This window comes from Actinomycetota bacterium (genome assembly GCA_030682655.1).
Classification (GTDB): Bacteria; Actinomycetota; Coriobacteriia; order Anaerosomatales; family JAUXNU01; genus JAUXNU01.
Genome location: JAUXNU010000092.1, coordinates 39778 through 58412, shown reverse-complemented (window position 1 = coordinate 58412; position 18635 = coordinate 39778). Strand labels below are relative to the sequence as shown.

Genomic DNA, 18635 nt, shown 5'->3' with positions numbered 1-18635 from the left:
CCAATACCGTTCACTTAAGCTAGTCCACGTGATACTCTTCCTCCAGCAAGAGAATCGTCCTCTTCTGTGAGAAAGGACTGCTCATGCCTCGGTCCGTAGCGGAGCTGCCCGTCGGAACCAGGATCACGGATCACATCAGCCTCGGAGTCATCGCGAAGGCGTTTCCTCCCGATGTTGTCGAGAGAGTGCTGGCCGAGACCGGCAGGCGGAGCAAGAGGCAGCGTGATCTCCCTGCTCACGTGATGGTCTACTACGTGATCGCTCTCGCCCTTTATCTGAATGTATCAAGCGGGGAGGTCTTGCGCTGTCTGCTCGAGGGCATCCGGTGGCTGGCGGGTCCTGATGGGCGGATCAGGGTGGCAGGCAGATCAGGGATCTCGCAGGCCCGCGCCAGGCTCGGTGTTGAGCCGGTGAGACGCCTCCACGACGAAGTGGTGGTTCCGATCGCCACCCCCGCCACAAGGGGCGCCTTCTTTCGGGCGTGGCGTCTCGTCAGTCTCGACGGCAGCTCTCTGGACATCGCCGACACTGCGGGAAACGAGGCCGCCTTCGGGCGTCCTGGAGCAAGCCGGGGGCACAGCGCCTACCCAAAGATCCGGTTCGTCTCTCTCGTCGAGAACGGGACCCATGTCCTGTTCGCGACCGAGGCCGGACCCTGCAAGACCTCCGAGATGGCGCTGGCGGCCGAGGTGGTCCAGGCGCTGCGGGCGGGCATGCTGTGCTTGGCGGATCGCGGCTTTTGCAGCTTCGCGCTGTGGAGCAAGGCGGCGCAGGGAGGGGCAGACCTCCTCTTCCGCATCCGCAAAGACCTCTCTCTTCCATGTCTTGAGCGTCTGGGAGACGGGTCGTACTTGAGCCGCCTCCGTCCGGGGGAAGCCCAGCGGAAGCAGGGCGCGGCCGACATACCGGTGCGGGTGGTCGAGTATGCTCTCGACGGCATCGAGGGTTCTGAGCTGAGTTACCGGCTGCTGACGACCATCCTCGATCCCGAGAAGGCATCGGCAGAAGAGCTTGCCGCGCTCTACGCCGAACGCTGGGAGATCGAGACCGCTCTCGACGAACTCAAGACCCATCTGAGAGGACCGGGGATCGTGCTTCGCAGCAGGACCCCCGAACTTGTCGTGCAAGAATTCTACGGCCTGATGATGGCCCACTTCGCCGTTCGGGGTCTCATGCACGAAGCGGCGCTCAAGAAGGACATCGATCCAGATCGGATATCCTACACGCACGCCGTCCGCGTGATACGGCGAAAACTGCCGCTCTACGTCCTTACTCCCCCCTAAGGACCGGCCGGCGTTTCACGAGGCGACCCTTCTCGAGATCCTCGATCAAACGGTTGCCCCACGCCGTGGGCGGCGCAACCAGCGGGCGGTGAAGCGCAAGATGAGCAGCTACGCCGTATGCACGAGGCCGAGGCTGCATTGGCCGCCGGTGAACGTATCCGAGAGCGTTCGGATACTTAAGTGAACTGCATTGCTGCTAGCGCAGCCTCGGTCGCGCTAGCCGGTTGACGGCGGCGTGGGTGGCATTTGCTGGTCAAGCGTCGGGAAACGCTCCAGAGCCTTGCGGCGTTTCTCCTCGGCACTTCTCGCGAAGATCGCTTCCCAATCGAGCCCACCGGTCCGTGCCATGAAGTACCCGAGCGTGATGACTGAGCCGATGGTTATCGCGAGACCGGTCAGTCCCTCGAAGAAGAACGTGAAGCTGAACAAGACGAGGAAGATGAGCTGGCTGGCCGCCAGCTCCCCGAGCGCGCGCGCGTCCTTCACGAAGAGCCGCAGGTAGCCCATGCACAGCGCCACCGAGACAACGGATCCGATCGCGAAAGCTACGCCGATATCGACCCGGTCAACGAGGTATGCAAACAGCAGGTGGAATGCGAAGAAACCCGCCGCGAGGAAGCCGTAGTTCATCGGGTGCACCCGGACTCCCCGTGTAGCGCTCACGAGGATCAGCGCCGCGAAGAAGAAGAGCAGCGAGACCGGCGCGAACATCGAGATGCGTGAGGCGACAGGGCCGGGGTTGATGGGCTTGGGCATCCTGACGCCGATCTGCCGCCCGCTCACGAGGCTGTCGTAGTCCCACGTGAGGACCCAGCCGTCACCTTCGCGTCGTTTGCTGACGGGGGAGACGGTGCCGTCCGGGAAGTCCAAGCCGTCGAAGCCGGTGCGCATAGCGAGCGTGAAGTCCTCGACGACTGCCACTCCCTCGTTGGCGGGGGCGTAGCGCCACTCGTCTTGCCCCTGTGTCTTGTAGCCGGTCGCGATCGACGCGGTCGATGCTGGCGGCACGTCGAACGTCGCCACCGCCACGCCCTCTTCGTATCGCACAGGCACGCTGTGCCCTCCGACCTGGATGGTGAACGCGTCGTAGACGCCGTCAGGTGTCGGGAAAGCCAGCCGCATAGTCACAGGCACAGTGCTTGTGCTGTCGTTTCGGACGCCTTACGTCGCGCGGAAGTCCACTGCGTACGTCGAGTACCAGAGCAGACCTTTCTTGCGCTGATCGAGCGTGAAGTCGGCCGCGATGTCGCTCGATGCGATGTCGAGCTCCTTCTTGCCGGTGCGAAACGTGGGCGCGAACTGCGTCTGCGGCTCGCCCCACAGCGAGCCCACCTTGTCGTAGCCGGTGGTGTCGGCCGTGTCCGTGCGGTATGTGGTGGCGCCCGCGAGCACGAACCACGCCACGGTGGCGACCACGAGGATCACCGCGATTCCAAAGAGCCTGAGCGGTGTCACTGTGCTCCCCTCTCTGCGCGGCATACGGCCCGCGCGCTCGTTCATCCCGTACTCCTACTCTGGCCTTTGCCGGTGGCACAGCGGTGGCAGGAGGTTGACGCGGGGTTGACGTGTCGGGCGCAGTTCTGCGGCAGCGGCGCGCATGCGGCGCCCGACCGCCGGGCGAATCGCCTACCCGAGCGATCGCATCGCGGGCAACTTGAACGTGAAGCGGGTGCCGCCTCCGGGCCGGTTCGCGACCTCGATCTCGCCGGCATGCGCCGTCACGATAGCCTTCACGATCGCGAGCCCGAGCCCGGCGCCGCCAGTCGAACGGTCACGGCTCGCCTGAGCGCGGTAGAAGCGATCGAACAAGTGCGCCTCGGCTGCCTCGGGGATGCCCGGACCCTCATCAAGCACCGACAGCATCGCGCGGCCGTCCTTGGCAGTTCCGAGCTCGATCGTGATCGTGCCGGCCCCCGCCATCATCCGGCTGCCGTTGTCCACAAGGTTGGCGACAACCTGTTGGAGCCGGTCCGCGTCGCCCAGCACGGTCGGCGCCTCGCCAAGGACCTCCACGCGCACCTCTCGCTGCTCGATAAGCGGTTCGAGTGCACTCACGGCGCGCTCGGCAACCTGCCGCAGGTCGACCTGACGCAGCGGGAGCTCACCGGTCGCCCCTTCGATGCGTTGGAGTGTCAGCAGATCGTCGGCGAGCCTCGCGAGACGTTCGGACTCGCGCACGATCGTGGCGAGGAACCGGTCGGCGTCCTCAGGCTCAACGTCGCCATCGAGCAGCGTCTCGGCTGTGCCGCGGATCGCGGTGAGCGGAGTGCGCAGCTCATGGCTGACGTCGGAGACGAAGCGGGACTTGCGCCGCTCCTCCTCGCGCAGCTCGGTCACCATGCGCACGACCTCCTCGGCCATGGTGTTGAACGCCTCGCCAAGGGCGCGCGTCTCGCGCGAGCCGGCCGGCTTCACCCGCACTGCGTGGTCGCCTGCTGCGAATTGCTCCGCGGTCGACCCGAGGGCCTGCAGCGGGCTCGAGAGCCAGCGAGCGAGCAGTTCGGCGAGAACGAATGTCGCCGCAACGAACAGCAGTACGACGATCGCGAGGCGCACACGGTAGGCGTGCAGCAGCGTGACGATCGAGAACGTCTCCGCCGAGGAGTATGCAGCGCCGACCACCCTGGTGCCGTCGTAGATGGGGTAGGCGACGTAGAGTCCGAGCTTGCCGCTGCCGGTGGCGCGAGTGTGCGCTCCGTAGCTGCCGACGAGTGCCTGCCGGACTTCGGGACGCTCACCGTAGTCTGCACCGACGCCTTTCTTGGCGGAGTCGGCCACCACCACACCACGTTCGTCCAGAACGCCGACCCACGAGACTCCTGGCAGCCTGACTGACTGAAGTGCCTCATCGAGGGCGTCAGGGTGGCTGAGATCTTGGGGCGATACGACGGCTGCGAGCAGTCGCGCCTCGCTACCGAGCCGCTCTTCGAGCTTGCGTAGCCCGTAGGACTCGAGTTCGTCGAGGAAGTACAGAGAGAGGCCGGCGGCGGAGATGACGGCGACTGCCAGCAGCGAGGCGAGGAGGCGCGTGCGAATCGAGGTGGTGGCGCGCACGATCAGCCTTGGATGCGATAGCCGTACCCGCGCACCGTCTCGACGACACCGGGATCAGCACCAGCTGCTTCGAGCTTGTCGCGCAGGCGCTTGACGTGGGTGTCGACCGTCTTGGTCTCGACCAGGTACTCCCATCCCCACGCCTGCTTGAGCAGTTGTTCGCGGGTGAGCACATTGCCGGCGTGACGCATGAGCGTCGCAAGCAGTTCGAACTCGCGCGGCGTCAGGTCGATGGCGGTCGGACCGAAATCGGCTGTGTGGGCGGCCTCGTCGAGCGAGATGCCGGCAGCGTCGAGCTTGTCGCCAGCCACGCCACCTTCGCGCGAGGGTGACTGCGATGCGCGGCGCAGAAGCGCCTTCACCCGCGCCTGGAGCTCGCGGATCCCGAACGGTTTGGCCAGGTAGTCGTCGCCTCCGATCTCGAGACCGACGACCTTGTCGAGTTCCGTGTCGCGGGCGGAAAGAAACAGCACAGGCACGTCAGTGGCGGCGCGCAGGCGGCGGCACACCTCGTAGCCGTCGGTTCCGGGCAGCATGATGTCCAGGATCACGAGGTCGAAGTCGCCCTTGTCCACGAGGTCGACGGCCTCATCGCCATCTTCCGACGTGGTGACTTCGTAGCCTTCTTTGAGCAGGTTGTAAGAGACGAATTGCAGAATCGACGCTTCGTCGTCTACGACCAGAATCCGCGCAGGTCGCGTGGTCACGCGTACACCTCCACATATTCGCGGGCGGTCTGCGGCGATGATACCATCGGACAGTACATGCCCCCTGCGGGCGCACCCGGCCGTTACCGGCCCGTCATGTCAAGGGAGGGGCCACATGATTCTCGCGGTCGACGTTGGAAACACGCAGACCGTCCTTGGCCTGTTCGGCGAGGGCGGCCTCGACGGCCACTGGCGGGTCTCCACCACTCCTTCGCTCACCTCCGACGAACTCCGCGTCCAGATCGGAATCCTGCTCGCCGAGGAAGGCTCCGGCTGGTCCGACGTCGAGCGGGTCGTGGTCTCTTCGGTCGTGCCCCGTCTTACTGCGGCATACGAGGAGATCGCGCAGCAGGCAACCGGTCGAGCACCGATGGTCGTAGGCCCCGGGCTCAAGACCGGCATGCCGATACGCTACGACAATCCTCACGAGGTCGGGGCGGACCGTATCGTCAACGGCGTCGCCGCCTTTGAGTCCCACGGCGGACCCGTCGTCGTGGTCGACTTCGGGACCGCTACCACCATCGACGTGATAGCCGAGGACGGTGGCTACATCGGCGGGGTGATCGCGCCCGGCGTCGAAACAAGCGCCGAGGCGCTCTTCTCAAAGGCGGCCCGGCTCTCAAAGGTCGATCTCGAGGCGCCGGATCGTGTCATCGGCACGAACACACGTGCTTCGGTGCAGTCCGGGCTAATGCTCGGGGAGGCCGCCATGATCGATGGGCTGGTGCGGCGCGTATGGCTCGAGATCGGAACTGAGACGCCGGTCATCGCGACCGGCGGACTTGCGCCTCGGATGGCGCCACTGTGCGATACGGTGACCGACGTGGACGTAGACCTCACGCTCAAGGGGCTCATGATCATCTACGCGCGCAACGCCTGAGCGACCTGCGGCAGGGCCCGGTTCCTGCTGCCAACGGTGATCCCTACTATCGTTTCACGAAGGTCGAGCCTGACTACCTCACCCACAGCGCCTACTAGGAAGGAGTGAGAGATGTCGATCCCCAAACGCATCGCTGAGACACTCCTCGTCGTAGCACTCGCGGCTCTCGTTGTCTCCGGATGTAGCTCGCCGACTGCTTCCGAGCAGTCAGACCAACCACTGACCGCTCAAGCCACAGACACGCCTGCGGCGATTCCGCGAGGGGCCAACACAGAGTTCTTGCCGCGCGCGTTGTTCACCTCGGAGAACTTCGGCTCACAGGAGTGGGCTCGTCTCGACGAGAGGTTCGGAGTCGAGTGCGTGTTCCCGACCTCAGCGATCGGTGGAGAACTCGAGGGGGTGTATGTTCCTGACCCGCTTCCCGGTGAGCCACCGGGCTTCCTCGTGGTCTATGCAAGTGACACCGTCGTCTCGGTGACACGCCAGGTGAACGAGTCCACTGCGGAGGCTGTTGTGCGCGGCAGGGGAAGTCCGACCGGTTTCGAGAAGTACGTTACTCGGCATGACATAGACGGGGCCACCGCATACGCTGTCCCACGACTCAGTATTCCACCCGAGGCCGATCCCGAGGCGGAGCCGTGGAAGAGCGATGGGAGTCTCACTGTCTATCCCGCCAAGCCTGGGACTGGGCTCAGCACCTCTGCGGCACTCGTCGTGTGGCACCATGGGCCTTTCGCGCTCACCGTGGCTTCTCCCGTCGCGGATGTAGACGATCTGGTCGAGTTTGCCTCATCGATCGACTTCTCCGCGATTGCCAACGCGCGCTAGGAGTTGCCAAGATCGCTAGGCATCGAGGACTCAGAGTGCCAGGATCGCGGTCTCCGGCGACTCGGAGAGCCCAGTTCCACGCCCTCGCGTATACTTCGTGTGTACATCTCTGTGCACACGCCGCCTGGTGCGGCGCGACGCCGACACGAGGAGGGCGCGATGCGGCTGTTTCGCATCGGGGACAAGGTCATCAGCCGCGAGAAGCTCTTTGATGCGCTCGAGGAGATCCTCGAGGACCGCGAGGCCGGCGCAACCCAGGAGGAAGTCGCGCGCGCAAAGGGCGTACAGCGCAGCTTCGTCTCGTTCCTTGAGTCGATCGGCGAGGTGCGTCGGGGAGCCCGCATCGCACTCGTCGGCTTTCCTATCGAGAACGCCGAGGAGGTCAAGGAGCTCGCAGAGCGTCTCGCCATCGACTTCGTGCTCGTGGTCTCGCAGGCTGAGCGGGAGAGCATCGAGGCAGGCTCGGCTACCGAGGTCTTCAACCGGCTGCTCGAGACGCTTGCGACCCTGCGTGACTACGACGTCATAGTGCTCATGGCCAGCGACTGGCGCATCGAGCTCATCGAGCGAATCCTCGGGCGGGAGATCATCGGCATCCCGCTCGGGCACTCTCCGATTCGCGAAGACAAGCGCGTGGACATCGCCGAGCTCGAGCGATTGCTTGCCGGCATACTGGCGGCGCGCGGCGCGCGGCCCCGAAGCGGGCGTGTAAGCTCCGCGCTACGCGAAGCCGCCGAGCGTGCTGGGAGGTGGAACTCATCAAAGAGGTCGTGAGCGTCAGCATAGGCTCCTCCAAGCGAGACCACTCGGTCGAGATCGAGCTCCTTGGCGAACAGTTCCGCATCAGCCGTATCGGCACCGATGGTGATCTGGACCGGGCCGCCGCCAAGTTCGCCGAGCTGAAAGACCATGTCGACGCATTTGGCATGGGCGGTATCGACATCTATCTGCGAGCCGCAGGGCACAAGTACTTTTTCCGTGAGGCCAAGAAGCTCAAGAAGGCGGCCGGGGACACCCCGATCGTTGACGGCAGCGGCCTCAAGGGCGCGGTCGAGGCGAGCGTCCCGGGCTACCTGACCGGCGAGCTCGGGCTCGACCTGCGCGGCAAGCGCGTGCTTATGACGAGCGCCGTCGACCGTTGGGGCATGGCTGAGGGACTGCGTGACGCGGGCTGCGAGATGGTCTTTGGCGATCTGATCTACGCGCTGGGCGTGCCGTTCCCGATACGCACCTGGCGTTCGCTCGTGGTGCTCGTGCGCGTGCTCACGCCGCTCGTGTCTCAGCTTCCGTTCTCCTGGCTCTACCCGACCGGCAGCGAGCAGAACAAGGAGCCCAAGCCCAACCCGCGCATGGAGAAGATCTACCGTTGGGCCGACATCATCGCTGGTGACTGGCAGTACGTGAAGAAGTACATGCCCGCGGACATGAGCGGCAAATGGGTCATCACGAACACGACGACGCCGGAAGACGTCGAGCTGTGCCGCGCCAAAGGCATCGAGCTGCTCGTCACGAGCACGCCGCGTCTCGAAGGGCGCAGCTTCGGCACGAACGTCATCGAGGCTACGATGGTCGCCCTCAAGGGTGCTTCCGGCGAGCTTCCTGCCGAGGAGTACATGACGCTTCTGCGCCAGGTCGGATTCGTTCCCGATGTGCAGTGGTTGCAGCGTGCCGCGGGGCAGTGACAGCACGCCGCCGCGGCACCTGCTTGCACGCGAAACGCCACACCGAAGCAGCCGACCCGACCCGGCCCCGGGTTTGCTCTTCTGGGGGCGTGGTTCCGGGTTGCGCGTCCGTTGTCGGCGATGGGTCGGCGATGGTACTATCTGGGTGTTCAGGCAAGTAGGCGGCACGAGCGGTGTCCTTCCCTCGTCACGACGCACCACGCGGCTGTAGTGTCGCGTGCCCCGCGCGGCCGCCCTACGTGACCGTAGGCATGCGTATGAAGGAGTGACCAGGTGAACAAACGGGCACGAATGCGCCTTATCGGCGTCACGGCGATTGTCCTGATCGCGGTCATCGCGGTCTTTTTCGGAGCCCAGTCTCAGGGCGCCTACTATCGCGAGGTCAGCGAGGTCGCCGGCAGCAGCGAATTCGATGGCGAGCGCATCAAGGTCGGCGGCTCGGTCGTCGAAGGCTCCTGGGACAAGAAGTCCAACCCGATGCGCTTCGAGATCCGCGAGGAGAACGCCACCGGCGGCCCCACCCTGAAAGTCGTCTACAGCGGAAGCGTTCCCTCGACGTTCGGCGACGGGGTCGTCGCCATCATGACCGGCACGCTCAGTTCCGATGGCGTGCTGGACGCCGATGACATGCTCACCAAGTGCCCGTCCAAGTACGAGTCCGCGACGGACGCCACTACGGTCGCTTCTGTTCTTGCTATGGGAGAGACCGCTGTTGGCAAGCCGATGAAGCTAACCGGCTACGTCATTGCAGCCACCATCCAGCCGCCTGGCGACAGCGTGCGCTTCTCCATCGCGAATGCTGCAGGAGAGACACGGGGCATCGACGTCTTCTACGACGGGGCTCTGCCCGCAGGCATGACAGACGGTTCGCACGTAGTCATCGGCGGATCGCTCGATAGCGCTGGCGTGTTCGATGCCACGACGGTGGCCATGTCCGAGGAGAGCAAGTAGAAACCACGTCCGCGGCCCGCGAGTCGGGTGGCCGCTTCATGTCCTGGCGACGGATGGAGAACGCATGACAACGCTCGGGAACGTGCTCATGGCACTCGCTTTGGTGAGTGGGTTCGTCTCCGTGATATCGCTGTTTTGGGGACGCGCGATGGGAAGCAAGGAGGGCGAGCCGGTCACGAACGTGGGATACCTGTCCACGTACGCGATCTTCGCCGGCCTAACGGGCAGTGTAGCGGTACTGCTGGCCGCCTTCTTCCGACAGGACTTCACTTTCATGTACGTCGCCGAGAATCATTCGACCGACGTCTCCAGTATCTCCTGGCTGTACAAGATCTCTGGTGTGTGGGCGGGACGCGAGGGCTCGCTGCTGTTCTGGGCGTGGCTGCTCGCGATCTTTGCGGCCTACGTCGCATGGCGGCGCATGTCCGAAACCGATGAGCTGTCGAACATGTCTCTCGCCGTACTCAATATCGTGCAGCTGTTCTTCCTCGTGTCGCTGTTCGTGAGTGCCAACAACCCCTTCCGGGTGTCTCCGGCGGAGTGGCTTGGGGCCAATGGCGAGCTGCTCATCGGCGAGATCGGCATGAACCCGCTACTCCAACACTGGGCGATGATCATCCATCCGCCGACGCTCTTCATCGGTTATGCGGGCCTCGCCGTGCCGTTCGCTTTTGCGATAGGCGCGCTGATCGTCGGCGACTCGTCCAAGCGCTGGGTCGTGCTCGTCGACCGCATAACCGTCTTCTCGTGGCTGTTCCTCGGCATCGGTATCGGTCTGGGCGCCATCTGGGCCTACGTCGTGCTCGGGTGGGGCGGCTTCTGGGCCTGGGATCCGGTCGAGAACGCCTCGCTGCTTCCGTGGCTGACCGGCGTGGGTCTGCTGCACAGCTTCACGGTCTACCGCCGTCGTGGCGGGTTCAAGAAGTGGGCCGTCATGATGGCGACGATCAGCTTCGTGCTCGTAATCCTGGGCACGTTCATCACGCGTTCCGGCGTGCTGGCTGACGTCTCGGTTCACTCGTTTGCCAAGGACCCCTGGTCGCTCGGCATCTTCCTCGCGATGATGGTGCTCGCCATGGCTGCCGGCGTCATCGGTCTGGCCGTACGCTCGAAGGAGTTCGAGGGTGCCGACGAGTTCGAGTCGCTTACCTCCAAGGAGAGTTCGTACTACTTCAACAACGTGATCATGCTTGTGTCGGCCATCGTCGTGGCACTGCTCACTTTGTCGCCGGCGTTCGGCGGCAAGGCCTTCGGGCCGGAGACCTACAACGCGCTGGCCCACCCGCTCGGCATCATCTATGTCGCGATCATGGCCGTCTGCCCACTGCTGTCATGGCGCAAGACTCTGGGTCCGGCGTTCTGGGCCAAGGCCAAGTGGCCTGTCGTGAGCACCGCGGTGCTGTCGGCCGGGTTGCTCGCTATCTGGTACACGGAGATGCTGCCGATCCTTCAGAAGAACGGCTCCGCCAATCCGTGGGAGCCGCCCTCGCTGATAATGATCTACTCGATAGTCGGGCTTGTCGTGGGCGCGTTCGCGGTCTCGGTCGCGGCGTTCCTGTTCATCGAGGGTGCCCGCCGTCGCGCGGCGGCCAAGGGAGAGAGCTTCGGCGGAGCGCTGTGGCAGATCGTGAGCCGGGCTCGAACGCAGTCTGGCGGCTACCTCACGCACCTCGGCATCGGCATCATCCTGATCGGCCTCGTGGGCTCGACCATGTTCGTCGACGACATCAAGACGACGGTGGAGAACAAGCCGGGCGCGACCTTCGAGGCCGGGGTCTACACCTTCACGTTCGAGGGGTTGGAGGAGCAGAACCTGCCCAACGGCGACGTGGTCACCGAGGCGACATTCTTGCTTGACAAGGACGGCAAGCCTGCCGGGACGGTCAAGCCGGGCCAGATCTCCTTCTACCGCCAGGGCCAGACTAAGCTCCAAGCCGACGTCACCGTCGAGCCGCTCCACGATGTCTTCGTCGTGCTCGAAGGCGCCGACGAGAACACGCTGTCTCTGAACGTCAAGATCAACCCGCTCATCAGCTGGGCGTGGTTCGGTTTCGTGCTGACTATCCTCGGCACGGGGCTGGCGTCGTATCCTAAGAAGCAGCTTGCTGCCTGACAGGAGACCCATGGGCGACGCCTGCACGGAGACCGCCGTCGAGGTCCGGGAACTGACCCGGACCTTTGGCGTGCGCAAAGCGCTCGACAGCGTGAGCTTCGAGCTGCCGCGCGGCGCGTTTCTCTCGGTCTTCGGTCCCAACGGTGCCGGCAAGACCACGCTCGTCAAGGTGCTCACGACGCTCATGGCGCCGAGCAAGGGCGCTGCGCGCATCTGCGACCTGGACGTCGTTGAGGACGCGGTCGCGCTGCGCAGCCGCATAGGGCTTATCAGCCATAACCCGCTGCTGTACCCCGATCTCTCCGCCGAGGAGAATCTGTTGTTCTTTGCGGAGATGTACGGAGTCGAGAACGCGTCAGATCGGGTGCGCGAGCTGCTCGTCGCGGTCGAGCTCGACCACCGCAGGCTCGACCCTACGCGCACGTTCTCGCGCGGCATGCTGCAGCGTCTCTCCATCGCTCGCGCGCTTCTGCATCGCCCGGACGTGCTCTTTCTCGACGAGCCGTACTCGGGGCTCGACCCGCACGCGATGGACATCTTCGACAACCTCATCGCGCAGATCCGCGCCGATCACACCTTCGTGATGATCAGCCACGACCTCGCGAAAGGCCTCGAGCTTTGCAGCCACGCGCTCATTCTTGCCAAGGGCAAGGTCGTGCTCTCCGAGCCCAAGAGCGGGCTCGATGAGGCCGAGTTCGCCGCCACCTACCGCTCCACCGTAGGAATGGGGGTGGCGTAGATGACCAAGCAGGCCGGCAGCGCGCCCTCGACCTCGGCCGCCGCACCTCGCGGGCTTTCCGCCCGTCAGTTCCGCGCGATACTGCGCAAAGACATCGTCATGGAGATGCGCACCAAGGAGATGGTCACCTCGATGGCACTGTACGCCGTGCTCACGATGGTTATCTATCAGGTCGCGCTCTCTCAGTCCGGCTCGGCCTTCGACCCGCGCCAGATCGCGGCGGGCCTGCTTTGGCTGGCGTTCGTGTTCACATCCATGCTCGGTCTGAACCGCTCGCTCGTGCACGAGAAGGACCAGGGCTGCCTCGAGGCACTGCTGCTCTCCCCGGTCGACCGGCCGATCATCTTCTTCGCCAAGGCGACCGGCAACCTGATCTTCCTTGGCATCGTCGAGGTGCTCACCGTGCCGTTCTTCGCATTCATGTTCTTGCAGGGGAGCGCCTTCGGCGGCGAGTGGTGGATGATTCCGCTGGTGCTCATGGCGGGCTCCATCGGTATCGCGGGCATCGGCACACTACTCGCTACCATGTCGGTGAACACGAGCGGCAAGGACTTCGTTCTCACGGTGCTCATGGTGCCGCTCATGTACCCGCTTCTGCTTGCGGCGGTCTCGGCCACGACTGCCGCTATTCTCGGAGGCGACGGGTCGGTGCAGCAGTTCTGGCAGGGCATGGGGCTTGTGGCGGGATACGATGCCATCATGTTGCTCGCAGCCTTTGGACTCTACGAGTTCGTCATCGGCGCGTAGGCGTGCCGGGTCGCAGCTCATAAGGAGGTAGTGGGGAGTGAAACAGCTCAGGATTGCGCTTGGGATGCTGCTCCTTGGCGGGGTGCTCACGACGGTGGCCTTCTTCATGGCCTTCTTCACCGCCGAGGTGCCGAGCTTCGGGACGGTGTCAGTCCCGAACGCGCTCGACACCGCGCGGCCGCTCGTGAACCAGACCGCCGGGGGCTTTCACTATGGCATCGCCTGGTTCAGCCAGAAGATCTTCTACTTCCACGTGCCGGTGGCCGAGGCGTCGTTCCTCGTGTTTGCCGTCGCGGCGTACTTCGCGGTGCGCTTCCTCATGACGCGCCGTCGCGAATACGACACGAAGGGTCGCATCGCCATGGAGACCGCGCTCGTGTTCACGGTGCTCACGATGATCACCGGAGTGCTGTGGACGCGCGCGTCGTGGAGCGTTTGGTGGGAGTGGGAGCCGCGCCTGACGACGTACTTCATCATGACGCTGCTCATCATCGCCTACTTCGTCTTGCGCAACTCAATCGAGGACGAGGAGCGTCGCGCGGTCTACGGCGCGGTCTTCGCGCTCATTGCCGTCATCGACGTGCCGATCTCGTTCCTCGTTACGCGCATCCTTCCTTCGAGCCACCCCGTGGTGTTCACCGAGGGGGGAATCGCGACTTCACAACTCGTGCCCTTCATCGTGGCCCAGGTCGGTATGTTGCTGGTCGGCTACACGATCTACGTCGTACGTATGTCCGAGGAGCGGTTCCGTGAGCGCCTCGAGGCAGTCAAGGAGACACTCGGAAGCTAGCGGCCTGCGAGGCCGTTTGCACGAAGGAGGTCGGTTCGGACATGGACGCAACGAATGCAGAGCTCTACAAGCTGGCAATGGCGGATGCGCCCTACGTGATCGCCGCGTACGGCATCTTGTGGGCGGCACTCATTGGCTATGTAAGCATGGTGCTTCGCCGTGCTATGCGCCTCGAGAAGGAGATCGCGGTGCTCGAGGAATCTGTTGCGCGTCGCGGCGCCGCTGAGTAGCGCGCGTGCGGGGTCGTTCGTATAAGATGAGGGGCGTCGAACTACCCCCGGAGGAGGTGCGCGCGTGGAACAGGCAGCGGTTCTGAGTGGCTGGATCGCGCTCGCGCTCCTAATCGGCGCGACCGTACTCTATGCGTACCAGTTCGTGACCAAGCGCGCGGCCTTTTCATGGTGGGCGCGGTTTCTCACGGGCGCGGGCTTCCTGACCCTGACCGCGTCGATCGGTCTTCGCTCACGCGTCACCGGCGGCACGGTGCTAACCGGCCCGTACAACACCATCGTTCTGCTTGGTTGGGCGCTGTTGCTCGTGTACTTCGTGGTCGAGCACCTCATCAAGATCAAGACCTACGGCACCTTCCTGGTTCCGGCTGCGGTCGGACTGCTGATAATCGCGCAGTTCCTTTCGGGAGCCACTCCCAAGGGCCTGTCAGCCGAGGAACTCTCGCTGCTCGACAGCTGGCGCGTCGGTATCCACGTGGCGCTTATCACATTCGCCAACGCGGGCTTCGCCATCGGAGGCGCGGCGTCGCTGCTCTACATCATCCAGGACTCTCAGCTCAAGCAGCACAAGACGACCGTGCTCTTCCGCCGCCTGCCGTCGCTCGCGAAGACGCAGACGCTTGCCCGCCGTCCCATCGTGCTCGGGTTCCCGCTGTACACGGCGGGGATGCTCCTCGGCATGATTCGTGCCATCGAAACCGATGTGCAGGGCTGGTGGGCAGACCCGCGCATCATGATGTCGGGCGTGGTTTGGCTGTGCTTCTGCGCCTACCTGGTACTTCTGTACCGCCACGGCGCGTCGCGCCGGACGACGTCCTACATCGCGGTCGCCGGCCTCGTGTTCGTGATCGTGCTTGCCGTCATTGCTCGCATGCTGCCTGTCGGCTTCCACGTCTTCGCGCTCTAGGGGGCAGACAGGTGGCCGAGGAGTACACGAGCCCCTATTACCCGGTCTTCCTTGACCTTCACAACCGCCTCGCGGTCGTGGTGGGTGGTGGAACCGTGGCCGGGCGCAAGATCGAGACGCTGCTGCGCTATGGCGCGGACGTTGTCGTCATCGCCCCGCTCGCGACGCCGGGGATCGACGCGCTCGTTGCCGAAGGGCGCATCGAGCACGAGGAACGTGGCTACATCCGCGGCGACCTGGCCGGTGCCTTCATCGTGATCTGTGCGACCGACGATACCGAGGTCAACCGCGCTGTTTATCAGGAGGCCGAGGGAATGGGCTGCCTCGTGAACGTGGTAGACGTGCCGGAGCTGTGCAACTTCATCGTGCCATCTATCGTGCAGCGCGGCCCGCTGCAGATTGCGATCTCCACCGCGGGGGCCGCACCGACTGTGGCCAAGCGACTTCGCAAGCGCCTTGAGAGCGAGTTCGGCGATGAGTGGGGCGCCTACGTGACGCTGCTCGCCGAGGTCCGCTCGCTCGTGATGGCGCGCATCCCCGGTGACGAAGAGGATCGCAAGCCGATCTTCGAGGCCATGGCCGACTCTGACTTGTTCGACCGCGTCGCCAGCGGTGCAGCGCCGAGCGCCGAGGATGTCTTCCGCGAGTTCGCCCTTGGCGAGTCCGCACCCCACCAGAAGGGCTGAGATGGCCGAGGACATCAACAATGTCATCGTCACGGGCGGGTCGAGCGGGATCGGGCTTGCGACCGCCAAGGCCTACGCCGCGCGCGGCTGCGACGTCGCGATCGTGGGACGCAACCCCGAGAAGCTCGCAAGCGCACGCAAGGAGATCGAGGCTGCCCGCCGCAGTCCCGAGCAGCGTGTGCTCACCGCGCGAGCCGACCTTTCGGTGTTCGACCAGGCGCGCGCGGCGATCGAGCGCTTCACAGACGAGGGTCTCGTGCCCGACGTCCTTGTGAATAGCGCGGGAGTGATCCTTCCCGGCGAGTTCGCGAAGATGCCCCTTACCCGCATCACGGAGAACCTCGAGAACGGCTTCCTGAGCGTGGTCTATCCGTGCCGAGCAGCCGTTCCGTACATGATCGCGCGCGGCAGCGGGCACATCGTGAACGTATCGAGCATCGCGGGTTTCCTTGGCATATACGGGTACACGGGGTACTCGGCTGCCAAGTACGCGGTGATGGGATTCACCGAGGCGCTGCGGTTCGAGATGAAGCCCGAGGGCGTAAGCGTGCACGTCGTCTGCCCGCCCGATACCGACACGCCGGCGCTTGCGGCCGAGAAGACCATGCGGCCGGTGGAGACCGACGTCATCGCCGGCAACATCAAGGCGATCCCGCCCGAGAAGGTCGCCGAGGCGATTCTTCGCGGGGTGGACAAAGACAAGTACTACATCATCCCGGACGCTCTGAGCCGCTTCTACTTCAGGCTCAAGGGTGTGTGGCCCGAGATCTTCTTCTCGATCGTCGACGGGGATGTGCGCAAAGCCCGCAAAGGCTAGCGGCCGAGGACGACGTCGATCCCGTACAGCACGAGTTCCAGCTTGCCCTGCGGCAAGTGACCTGCACGCTCGGTGAGGATCGCTCGGTCAAGCGAGACGATCTGCGAGACGTTGGCCACAGAGTCTTTGGGAAGCCCCGTCGCAGCCGAGTCGAGCTGCACGTTGCCGGGAGCTTCGGCCCAACGCATGTTGCTGGTGAGTGGCACGCACACGACCGTTGAGATGCGACTGCGATTGAACGAGTCGCTTTGCACAATGACTACGGGACGTCGGAATCCAGGTGCTGATCCGATTGGTTCACCCAGGTCCGCCCACCATATCTCCCCCTGAGATATCACCAATCAGACCGCTCAAGCGTGCACTTGGCCGCGGCTTTGATGAAGTCGTTGTTGGGGTTCGGTTCTTCCGCGCAGATGCTGTCGAGCGCCGCTGTGACGCTGTCGGCGGAGTGGCGAGCGACATACTCGCGAACGGCGCGGCTGTAGAGCTGGCTGCGGGACTGATTGAGCTCCCGCGCAAGCTCTTCCGCGTCCGAGAACACGTCGTCGGGTATCGAGATCGCCGTCTTCATACCGAAAGTATAACTCGGCGGAAGGATGGTGCAAGTGGAATCGACTGTGTCTCCAAGGACCCGGTTCGCGCCGATGGCGAAGAGAGCGCGTACCAGTACTGTGCGGGTGCGCCCGTTGAGAAGACGGACGATTCGGGGCTCTGGGGGCGTCGTGATGAGCACCGTCCGTGGACATTGGATATTGTGGAGAACAAGTTCCAATGGAACGCGCGTCGGGCGGACCTGATTGCTGATGGGAGCTACTGGAGATCCAACATCCGCCCCATGGGAATGGGACCGTTCTACTGCCCGCATCATTTCAACACGGACCTGCGCTACTTCTGGGAGAAGGCATATACCTTCGAGAGCACGGTCTTCGAGCTTGATCGCGTGGACTCAAGGCGCGGCTATGCCGTCAGACAAAGGGATCTTGCCGTCGAGCTGTGGAATAGGAACGACATGCGCACGTACAGTAGGCGTCAGGGACTCTTTGAACTTGGGCTTGGCGTCCACGCGGTTCAGGATGCCTACGCGCACGGGAATGTTGAGCCGCTTGTTCACGGATGGTATGGATTCGTTCTCAGGGATGGTCGCTTCGACGATCCCGATCCGCCGTACAACATCGCTAGACGGGTCGAAAGGGCAAAGAACAACACGGTGGGCTATCTAAACAAGTTCGCAGACAGGGTGGGCGAGTCCCGAGCACGATAGATGCGGTTCAATCCCCCGTCGGTCGGCCTCCGGGAGTGTGTACACGGACCGAGAGAGAAGGTGCCAATGTTAGTCCGCGAAGGAGTCAATCCTCGGCATGGGTCGCTCCTGACCATCGCCGTCACGCTCCAGTTCTGCATGCTTGCATGCATACTCGTCGCCTGCGGTCCGAGAAGCATCGAGACCTCTCACGCACCGGATGCGCTCCTAGCGACTGCGGTCGAGAATATGCTCGATACTTCGGGGATGGAATTCCTGCTCGAGAAGCACTCCGCATATGACAGTGGGCAGGCGCGAGGCACTATGCGGGGCTCCGACTTCGAGATTGGCCTCGAGCGATTCATTGCCGCCGAACGCGGCGAGACGTCCCGCTTGCGCGTGGTTGACGAAGAGGCGTATGCACAGTTGAGTGATGGCTCCACGTGGGTGCATTTTGGCACGATCGGAACCCAGGAACTTGCGGCGCTTCAACTGTACTCGCCCCAAGCATACATTGCCTTGTTGAAGGACCGCACCGGCGTCGCAGATCACGGACTGGAAACAACGGGTGGGGTGGAGTGTCGTCAGTTGCAGTTGGATATACCCGAAGGCGACTATCGCGCAATAGTGGTAGCTGGCGACCGTTCAGACGCCCCAGGACGATGGGTTGTCGTCAACGTCTGGATTGGCACGAGGGATTCCCTCATCCACAGACTACAGTTCACCATGGCTGACGAGAATCCGGCGGTTTGGGTCTACGAGTTCTCCGACTTCGGCACTGATGTGACGATCGAAGTGCCGGAGAGCGCGATTGAGGCGTCATCGGATGGCGTGCACTAGCGGCATGCCTGACTGATTGGAGACGTTTGTCCTTCCGGCGAAGCAGCCACGCTGACTATCGAGGACTTCGCCGAGATGGGCGCGCGGGAACACCGGCCGCATGTCGGTGACGACGCGATGACATGTCTCTGCGACGCAAAG

Annotated in this window: 22 protein-coding genes; 16 read left to right on the top strand and 6 right to left on the bottom strand. The window is 63.9% G+C overall.

Annotated features, from left to right (window positions below):
- Positions 1 to 83: 83 nt before the first annotated feature.
- Positions 84 to 1283: an IS4 family transposase gene (locus tag Q8K99_05490; protein ID MDP2182009.1), complete on the top strand. Its 1200-nt coding sequence runs from the start codon at positions 84 to 86 to the stop codon at positions 1281 to 1283.
- Between the two features lie 216 nt (positions 1284 to 1499).
- On the opposite strand, the gene Q8K99_05485 is transcribed toward Q8K99_05490, so the two are convergent.
- The 4 genes from Q8K99_05485 to Q8K99_05470 form a co-directional block, all read right to left on the bottom strand.
- Positions 1500 to 2405, bottom strand: a complete 906-nt coding sequence (locus Q8K99_05485) for an inner membrane CreD family protein (protein MDP2182008.1) — start codon at positions 2403 to 2405, stop codon at positions 1500 to 1502.
- Positions 2406 to 2444: 39 nt separating this feature from the next.
- Positions 2445 to 2783, bottom strand: a complete 339-nt coding sequence (locus Q8K99_05480) for a hypothetical protein (protein MDP2182007.1) — start codon at positions 2781 to 2783, stop codon at positions 2445 to 2447.
- A 126-nt stretch (positions 2784 to 2909) separates the two neighbouring features.
- Positions 2910 to 4337 (bottom strand): ATP-binding protein, encoded by a 1428-nt coding sequence (locus tag Q8K99_05475; protein MDP2182006.1) that lies wholly within the window; start codon positions 4335 to 4337, stop codon positions 2910 to 2912.
- A 2-nt stretch (positions 4338 to 4339) separates the two neighbouring features.
- Complete coding sequence (locus tag Q8K99_05470) at positions 4340 to 5044, bottom strand: response regulator transcription factor (protein MDP2182005.1); 705 nt, start codon at positions 5042 to 5044, stop codon at positions 4340 to 4342.
- Between the two features lie 115 nt (positions 5045 to 5159).
- Here Q8K99_05470 and Q8K99_05465 point away from each other — a divergent pair, with 115 nt between their 5' ends.
- The 13 genes from Q8K99_05465 (at position 5160) to Q8K99_05405 (ending at position 16414) form a co-directional block, all read left to right on the top strand.
- Entirely contained in the window at positions 5160 to 5924 is a 765-nt protein-coding gene (locus Q8K99_05465; GenBank protein MDP2182004.1) for a type III pantothenate kinase, read from the top strand.
- Positions 5925 to 6035: 111 nt separating this feature from the next.
- Positions 6036 to 6752, top strand: a complete 717-nt coding sequence (locus Q8K99_05460; protein ID MDP2182003.1) for a hypothetical protein — start codon at positions 6036 to 6038, stop codon at positions 6750 to 6752.
- Positions 6753 to 6911: 159 nt separating this feature from the next.
- The gene (locus tag Q8K99_05455; GenBank protein MDP2182002.1) at positions 6912 to 7526 is read left to right on the top strand and encodes a transcriptional regulator; all 615 of its coding nucleotides are present in this window, start codon (positions 6912 to 6914) and stop codon (positions 7524 to 7526) included.
- On the top strand, positions 7523 to 8434 hold the full coding sequence (locus Q8K99_05450) for a quinate 5-dehydrogenase (GenBank protein MDP2182001.1): 912 nt from the start codon (positions 7523 to 7525) through the stop codon (positions 8432 to 8434). The genes Q8K99_05455 and Q8K99_05450 overlap by 4 nt, the downstream gene beginning before the upstream one ends.
- A gap of 273 nt (positions 8435 to 8707) precedes the next feature.
- Positions 8708 to 9385, top strand: coding sequence for a cytochrome c maturation protein CcmE (locus tag Q8K99_05445; GenBank protein ID MDP2182000.1), 678 nt, complete (start codon positions 8708 to 8710; stop codon positions 9383 to 9385).
- A gap of 64 nt (positions 9386 to 9449) precedes the next feature.
- A complete protein-coding gene (locus tag Q8K99_05440; protein MDP2181999.1) occupies positions 9450 to 11498 on the top strand; it encodes a cytochrome c-type biogenesis CcmF C-terminal domain-containing protein in 2049 nt (682 codons plus the stop codon).
- Between the two features lie 10 nt (positions 11499 to 11508).
- The gene (locus Q8K99_05435; GenBank protein MDP2181998.1) at positions 11509 to 12237 is read left to right on the top strand and encodes an ABC transporter ATP-binding protein; all 729 of its coding nucleotides are present in this window, start codon (positions 11509 to 11511) and stop codon (positions 12235 to 12237) included.
- Positions 12238 to 12984: a heme exporter protein CcmB gene (locus Q8K99_05430; GenBank protein MDP2181997.1), complete on the top strand. Its 747-nt coding sequence runs from the start codon at positions 12238 to 12240 to the stop codon at positions 12982 to 12984.
- A 37-nt stretch (positions 12985 to 13021) separates the two neighbouring features.
- Positions 13022 to 13774 carry a cytochrome c biogenesis protein CcsA gene (gene ccsA, locus Q8K99_05425; protein ID MDP2181996.1) on the top strand — a complete coding sequence of 251 codons (753 nt, stop codon included), beginning with the start codon at positions 13022 to 13024 and terminating at the stop codon, positions 13772 to 13774.
- A gap of 41 nt (positions 13775 to 13815) precedes the next feature.
- Positions 13816 to 14004 (top strand): heme exporter protein CcmD, encoded by a 189-nt coding sequence (ccmD, locus tag Q8K99_05420; GenBank protein ID MDP2181995.1) that lies wholly within the window; start codon positions 13816 to 13818, stop codon positions 14002 to 14004.
- Between the two features lie 64 nt (positions 14005 to 14068).
- Positions 14069 to 14911 carry a cytochrome c biogenesis protein CcsA gene (ccsA, locus tag Q8K99_05415; protein MDP2181994.1) on the top strand — a complete coding sequence of 281 codons (843 nt, stop codon included), beginning with the start codon at positions 14069 to 14071 and terminating at the stop codon, positions 14909 to 14911.
- 11 nt (positions 14912 to 14922) lie between these two features.
- Positions 14923 to 15597 carry a bifunctional precorrin-2 dehydrogenase/sirohydrochlorin ferrochelatase gene (locus Q8K99_05410; GenBank protein MDP2181993.1) on the top strand — a complete coding sequence of 225 codons (675 nt, stop codon included), beginning with the start codon at positions 14923 to 14925 and terminating at the stop codon, positions 15595 to 15597.
- A 1-nt stretch (position 15598) separates the two neighbouring features.
- Positions 15599 to 16414: an SDR family oxidoreductase gene (locus Q8K99_05405; protein MDP2181992.1), complete on the top strand. Its 816-nt coding sequence runs from the start codon at positions 15599 to 15601 to the stop codon at positions 16412 to 16414.
- Here the strand turns inward: Q8K99_05405 and Q8K99_05400 are convergent.
- Positions 16411 to 16749, bottom strand: a complete 339-nt coding sequence (locus tag Q8K99_05400) for a type II toxin-antitoxin system PemK/MazF family toxin (GenBank protein ID MDP2181991.1) — start codon at positions 16747 to 16749, stop codon at positions 16411 to 16413. The two genes, Q8K99_05405 and Q8K99_05400, sit on opposite strands and share 4 nt — an antisense overlap.
- Positions 16749 to 16985, bottom strand: a complete 237-nt coding sequence (locus Q8K99_05395) for a hypothetical protein (protein MDP2181990.1) — start codon at positions 16983 to 16985, stop codon at positions 16749 to 16751. Before Q8K99_05395 ends, Q8K99_05400 begins: the two co-directional genes overlap by 1 nt.
- A gap of 183 nt (positions 16986 to 17168) precedes the next feature.
- Between Q8K99_05395 and Q8K99_05390 the strand changes: the two genes are divergently transcribed.
- Both Q8K99_05390 and Q8K99_05385 read left to right on the top strand, forming a co-directional pair.
- A complete protein-coding gene (locus Q8K99_05390; GenBank protein MDP2181989.1) occupies positions 17169 to 17675 on the top strand; it encodes a hypothetical protein in 507 nt (168 codons plus the stop codon).
- Between the two features lie 66 nt (positions 17676 to 17741).
- Positions 17742 to 18494: a hypothetical protein gene (locus tag Q8K99_05385; protein MDP2181988.1), complete on the top strand. Its 753-nt coding sequence runs from the start codon at positions 17742 to 17744 to the stop codon at positions 18492 to 18494.
- The last annotated feature ends 141 nt before the right edge of the window (positions 18495 to 18635 follow it).